Annotated in this window: 4 protein-coding genes; 2 read left to right on the top strand and 2 right to left on the bottom strand. The window is 52.6% G+C overall.

Going from position 1 to position 6443, the window contains the following annotated elements; translation table 11 throughout:
* Positions 1 to 97: 97 nt before the first annotated feature.
* Positions 98 to 4378 (bottom strand): PAS domain S-box protein, encoded by a 4281-nt coding sequence (locus H6F80_RS00690; protein WP_190789701.1) that lies wholly within the window; start codon positions 4376 to 4378, stop codon positions 98 to 100.
* 469 nt (positions 4379 to 4847) lie between these two features.
* Between H6F80_RS00690 and H6F80_RS00695 the strand changes: the two genes are divergently transcribed.
* Entirely contained in the window at positions 4848 to 5009 is a 162-nt protein-coding gene (locus H6F80_RS00695; protein WP_190789702.1) for a hypothetical protein, read from the top strand.
* 66 nt (positions 5010 to 5075) lie between these two features.
* Positions 5076 to 5528: a DUF2141 domain-containing protein gene (locus H6F80_RS00700; protein ID WP_190789703.1), complete on the top strand. Its 453-nt coding sequence runs from the start codon at positions 5076 to 5078 to the stop codon at positions 5526 to 5528.
* Between the two features lie 104 nt (positions 5529 to 5632).
* On the opposite strand, the gene H6F80_RS00705 is transcribed toward H6F80_RS00700, so the two are convergent.
* Entirely contained in the window at positions 5633 to 6325 is a 693-nt protein-coding gene (locus H6F80_RS00705) for a hypothetical protein (RefSeq protein WP_190789704.1), read from the bottom strand.
* Positions 6326 to 6443 lie beyond the last annotated feature (118 nt).

The following is a 6443-nucleotide window of genomic DNA, read 5'->3' on the forward strand; positions in this document are numbered from 1 at the left end:
CCAGAGCAGTCAAGCCTGTATGACCTGGGCTACGGGGAAGGCAGTATTCAGCACTCGCTTGCCCAGAGGACGCTGGAGTCAGAAGATTCAGAATCCATTACTTCCGGCGATTCACCAAATTAGTCACTACCGTAATCAATCGGGCAGGCTCGATCGGCTTTGAAATATGAACGTCGAATCCGGCGTTGATTGCCTGCACCCGGTCTTCCTCGCGGGCAAAGGCAGTAATTGCGGCGGCAGGAATTTGTCCGCCTCGATCGCTCGATCGCTGCCGCACCTGTCGAATTAGCGCGTAGCCATCCTCGGTAGGCATTCCAATATCGCTGAGCAGAATGTCGGGCTGCGATCGATCCAGTTTTTCCAGTGCCTCCTGAGCAGATGCTGCCGTCAGCACCCGTACGCCATATTGCTCCAGAATGGTCATCAGCAGCTCGCGCACATCTGCCTCGTCATCCACCACTAAAGCACAGATGCCCTCTAAATTTGCAGCAGCGGGAATAATGCTTGGAGGCGCATCTTCGGGATTGGTCAACTGGGTGGGCAGCAGCGGCAGATACACCGTGAATGTCGCTCCCTTTCCTTCGCCATCGCTCTCTGCCTGAATAAAGCCGCCGTGCAGCTCGACCAGATTGCGAACGATCGCCAGTCCCAGCCCTAAACCCCCTTGCATTCGGGTGGTTGCACTTTCTGCCTGCCGGAAGCGATCGAATACCTGAGGCAGAAATTCTGCGCTGATGCCTCTCCCCGTATCGATGACCTGAACCTGAGCATAAGCAACATCAGGCATAAGGGTGGGCAGCTCAGAAGCGTTGTGCTGCGAGCCAGCCTGGAACTGCGCCTGCGTGACGATCGACAGCCGAGCCGTGACCCGACCAGCATTAGGCGTAAATTTAATGCCGTTAGAAAGCAAATTCCAGATTACCTGCTGAAGCCGATCGGGGTCGCCAGAAACTTTGACCGGGGAACGGACATCCATCTGCAAATTGAGCGCGATCGATTTGGTGTCTGCAGTGGGGCGGACGGTGTCGATCGCCGCTTCGATCACCTGCACCAGGTTCACCGGACGAGTATAAAGCCGCACTTTGCCGCGAATAATCCGCGAGATGTCGAGCAAATCTTCGATGAGTTGGGTTTGCGCCTGAGCATTGCGCTCGATCGCTTCCAGTGCCTTACGAGTCGTGGTTGCGTCCATTTCGCGTGTTACCAGCAGGCGCGACCAGCCCAGCATTGCACTCAGGGGCGATCGCAGCTCGTGGGAAACGATCGCGAGGAATTCATCTTTCGTACGGCTGGCGGCTTCTGCCTGTTTGCGGGCTGCCTGTTCTCGCGCCAAAATTTGGGCACGTTCCGATTCGATTCGCTTGCGTTCGGTCAGATCCAGCACATAGCCCACGCCTTCCCCATTGCCGATCATCGCGCCGCCAATTTCCACCCAGATGCGGCTGCCATCTTTGCGAATAAACTCTTTCTCAAACGGGGTACAGGTTCCGAGCGTCCTGATTTCTGCGGCTCCGGTCTGCATCCGATCGAAATATTCAGGCGGGGTAAGTTCTGCCCAGCGCAGTTCTCCCTGTTCCAGGTCTTCGCGGCTGTAGCCTGTAATTTGCAAAAATGCTTGATTTGCGTCGGTAATAGCTCCTTCAAGCGACCCAAAAAATACGCCAATCAAATTGGAATCAATCACGCTTCGCAGGCGAACTTCACTGGCTTTCAGGGCTTTCTCTGCCTGCACTCGCTCGGTGACATCCAGCAGCAATCCATCCCAAATAATGACGCCATCGGTTCGCCGTTCGGATTTTGCCCGACCCTGCACCCACTTCAGCTTGCCCGAAGGGGTAATAATGCGCCACTGACAAGACCACTCACGGTTTTGCTCAACGGCATCCGCAAGCGACTGCCGGAACGCCTCCAAGTCATCAGGATGAATTACACTCCAGGTTAGAGCTGTATTTTGCAGCAGAATATCGGCTTCCACCTCATAGAGATCGACACAGGCAGAGCTGATGTAGTTAAACCGATCGCTACTGTCTGGGTGCATCCAGTACTGATAAATCACGCCCGGAACGTTCTCTGCCAGTCGAGAAAAGCGTGTTTCGGACTGACGCAGGGCGGCTTCGGCTTTCTGACGTTCGCGCTGGGCAGCATCCTGCTCGGTGATATCCTGAATAATCACCATGCCGGCAGTAATGTCGCCCCGATCGTTCTTCACAGGTACTCCATTCACCAGATAAAGGCGATTGCCATACCAGACTTCTTCCAGCGAGGAAACTCCTTGTAGCGCGCTGCGATAGAGCGGCTCAAGCTGGTCGAAGGCTTCCGGCGGCATCACGTCCTGCATCAGCTGATTTTCCAGGTCTTTGCTGCTAAAACCTGCTTGCTCAATCGCAGATCCCTCTGCCAGGGTGTAGCGCAAATCGCGATCGAACATCAGCACCGCCCCGTTAGGCAAATTTCTCAGCACCGTGCGAGATAGCTCCTCACTGCGACGCAGGGCAGCTTCAGTTCGCTTCAGGTCGGTAATATCTCGCGTCACCCCCAGCACCGTCTCAACGGCATGATTCACGTCAAATTCTGGCACAAATCGAGCCTGATAATAGCGATCTTCCCCAGTCGGGGCAGACAGCTCAAACTCGATCGTCTGTTCCTTTCCGGTTTCAAAGGCGCGCCCGATCGCCGAGCGCCAGAGCTGAGCTTCTTTGCTAGAAAACCCTAACTCCAGATAATCTTTGCCGATAAAGTCTTCCGACTGAATTCCGGTAACGCGGGTGATCGCAGGATTGATATAAACGTGGCGCAGTTCAGCATTCAGGCGAGAAACGATATCCGGCGAGTTTTCCACCAGTGCCTTAAACTCCTGCTTACGGCGAAATAGCTCGTCTTCAGCTTCTTTGCGATCGGTAATATTGCGCCAAGTTGCAGCAATGCCATCGCCTAGCTTAACTGCACGGAGCTCGAAGGCGCGCCGCAGGTATTTGCCATTGTAGTAGTCGGCATAAACGAGCGAATCTTTGACCAGGGGTTCTCCCGTTTCCACCACATGACAATACCTGTCAAACAAGCCCGACGCTTTGTAATTGGGCAACAGCTCACATAAGCCTCTGCCAATTTGCTCTTCTTTCGTCATCTGGTTATTGTCACAGGCAGCGGGGTTCACATACTCCGTCCTGAAGTCCACAATCTGTCCTGACTCGTCCCGAATCGTCGAGTAAATGGCAAAACAGTCGAGCATATTCTCAACCGAGGTACGAAACCGCTCTTCGCTCTGCTGAAGCTGCTGGTTGGCTTCCGTAAGCGAGTAGTTGAGCTGCACCAACTGTTCTGCCAGCAATGCTCTTGCCTGACTTTCTCGGGTTCGTACCCGTTCTACTGCCAGTGCCACCTGCGCCGCTGCCCGCTCGGTCATTGCGGTTCCCACAAAGAGGCTCACCGCACACTGCACCAGCAAACTGAACTTGTGAATATTAAAAACGCCCATCAAAACGGGAAAGCTGGGCAACAGAATTACATTGGGATAGACCACCAGATAGGCAAGCAGCGTCAGGATGACACACAGGCTGGCGATCGTCATGCCACCCGTTGCACCGAACCGCGCCGCTGCCCAGAGAATCGGCACAAAGCTTAGCAGCGAGAAAAGCTGAAATGAATAGTCCGCGTGTTGACTTTCGAGCACGGTCAGCACTGCTGTAGTTGCACAGGTAAGCAGCAAAAACAGCAGCTCTGTCCAGGGGGCAGCGCGCACAATTTGAGACAAGGAAAACGGAACAGGATCATCGGAAGCAAACAGCTTGGACTCCAGCATAAAACTGGACTTCGCCAGCCAGCCCGATCGATACAAAACAGGCGTAATGAGCAGCAGTGCCGTAGGAACGATCGCCATCGTCCCGATCGCATTGCCCAACCACCATTTGCCAATAACGCCTGCAAGTTCATCCCCCGGAATGCGCCCCAGCCCCACCAGCACCGTTGAGCTAACGATCGCCGAAGCAGCGCAGGCAATCACCGGGGCACTCACCAGAAACGCAACCACATTCCGTAGACCCCTGAGAAACAGTGACCCCTGAAAAAACTGGCGATAAAGACACCAGGCAAGCAGAGGCTCGATCGCATCAATGAGTCCAACCAGCCGATACCAGCCTTCACTGCCCCACAGCGGAGCCATGACGACTGAAGTCAGCCCGGCCAAGATTGCCCCGATCGGCCCCAGCCACAGCGTCAGAACGATCGCTACCCCAGACGGCGGAAACCAAAGCGACACCGCAGGCTGTACCCGAAAAAGCAGTGCTGTTCCATGCGCCAGGAACAACAGCAGAAATGCAAAAGGTAAAGCAATCCACCAGCGCTTGGAGGTGAGAAACGGAACGCGAGACAGAGATGGCACAAAAGTAACCAACAGAATTGAGAATTTAAGGGCAAGTATAGCTGCAAATCGCCTGAGCCAGTCGCGTTAGCCCAGCCAATGCAAAGCGTTTGATTGAGATTTAATTGAAAAAAGTAAAAAAGCTTTATTTAGAGCAATAAAAACCGAATGCGTTACGGCGGATGTGTCGCGGCGAGCGCAAGAAATTGATTAATGGAAAATCAATCGGGAATCAGTAGGGAATCAAAAGTTTGTATCACTTCAGTATCACCCTCTGAAGTCGGCTTCGAGTATCCCTCCTAAGGGAGATTCGTGGAGGTTTGAATTTATGCAATCCCTCTCAAGAAACAAATCTCCGGTAAATTCTCGCTGTAACGCTCGCCAGCAATCTTCTGTTACAGAAAATGCTCCCTCTTGGGAGCGAAACCCTAGTCCCGCCTTGCTCCACTGGGAATAGATAGTGATGTGAATCAACAGTGAATAGATAACGATGCACGAATCCACTGCTGGGTCAGGAAAGACGATCGCAAAAAAATTGCCATCTGTTCCTACCCTCAACAACAATAAGAAGCGGTATCCCCTCTGTGACCCTGCGCTTGATAGACATCCTTTCGCACCGGATGGTGTAATGCCACTGCTGGTAGATGATTAGTGGATGATTAATAGTAAGAGCGCAGATGATTCAGTGGGGATTTAAGTCCTTATGATTGGAGCTGCTATGACCTTTCGTTTCAAAACTTGTGCTGCTTTGCTCACTGCGCTAAGTCTGTTTTTTCCCGCTGCCCACGCTGCGCCGACTAGCCAATTAACGGTAAATATCGATGGACTGAGAAATCGCCAGGGACAGGTCTGCCTCAATCTGTTTGCCGACGATGATGGGTTTCCTACAGAAGGCGAGCGAGCCATCCAGCAGCAGTGTGTGGCATTAACAGGACAGCCCATTCGAGTGAACTTTAGCGGCTTGTCCCCAGGAACCTACGCGGTTGCGGTACTGCACGATTCCAACAGCGATGGACAGGCAAATCAAAACTTTTTGGGGATTCCAATCGAAGGCTTTGGATTTTCGGGCAATCCAACGATTCGCCTGGGTCCACCCAGCTTTAACGAAACGGCAGTAAGCGTCTCTGGCCCCGCAACAGCGATCGAAATAAAGATGCGCTATCTGCTTTAGAGCATTTTTTAGAGCATTCGTGAATTAGATAGGAATGTAGGTAGGAATTAAGCAGGAATCAGCAGTGAATCAGACGGAGATAAGCTACTCGTAATCCCATCTCCTCATCCCACCATCTCCCCATTTCCCATCCACTCACCTACCCATTCCTCCCGCTCTCCCTGCCGCACCTGATGCCCACAAACTCCGTTTGAGTCCCATTGCAGTTCGGCAATCAAATACACACTACAGCCAATGACAATGCCCGTCGTTAAGGGCTGCCAGGATGCCACATAGGGCAGAATCCCGATCGCGACTAGATGCAGCAACGCCGCCAGAAAAAACGCCCGTGAGCGCATTCCGATCGCCGTAATTAAATAGCCGATCGTGCTGAGGCTCAGCCAGAACGCGCAGATATGAGTGAGTACAGGAAGCCAGCTCAAAAGAATGCTCAGATCAGTGACAATCGCACCAAGCAGCATCAACCCCGCCCAGGCAAATAGGACGATCGCCAGCCGTCGTTCTGCGGTGAGATACCAGGTCAGGTAAATCATGCCCGCGATGCCCACCAGCGTGACACCAGAAGCAAAGATTGCCTGCGTAATCCAGCTTACGGGCAGGAATTGAGCAATCACAAAAATACTACCCGAAAGCAAGCTCCACAGCAGGCACGCTTGGTCGTGTTTTGTATAAAAAGAAGAATGAATTGTGAACTCGCCAATCTGCCAATGAATTCGCAGCAATCCAGGAGCAGGAGCGATTTCAAGTGCCGATTTCTTCTTAGAAATAACAGGTATATCAGGATTGAAAAAGTTCATGGCTAACAGAATCTGCGAACTAAAAAGAAGCCAATGGTTTGTTACCATCAGCTTCTCTCAGCCCTTCTGATTTAGAATCTGTCAGCAGAGCAACGTCAAGTTATTCGAGGATCTACCT

Origin of the sequence: Leptolyngbya sp. FACHB-711 (assembly GCF_014695615.1) — a bacterium.
Lineage (GTDB): Bacteria > Cyanobacteriota > Cyanobacteriia > Elainellales > Elainellaceae > Leptolyngbya_A.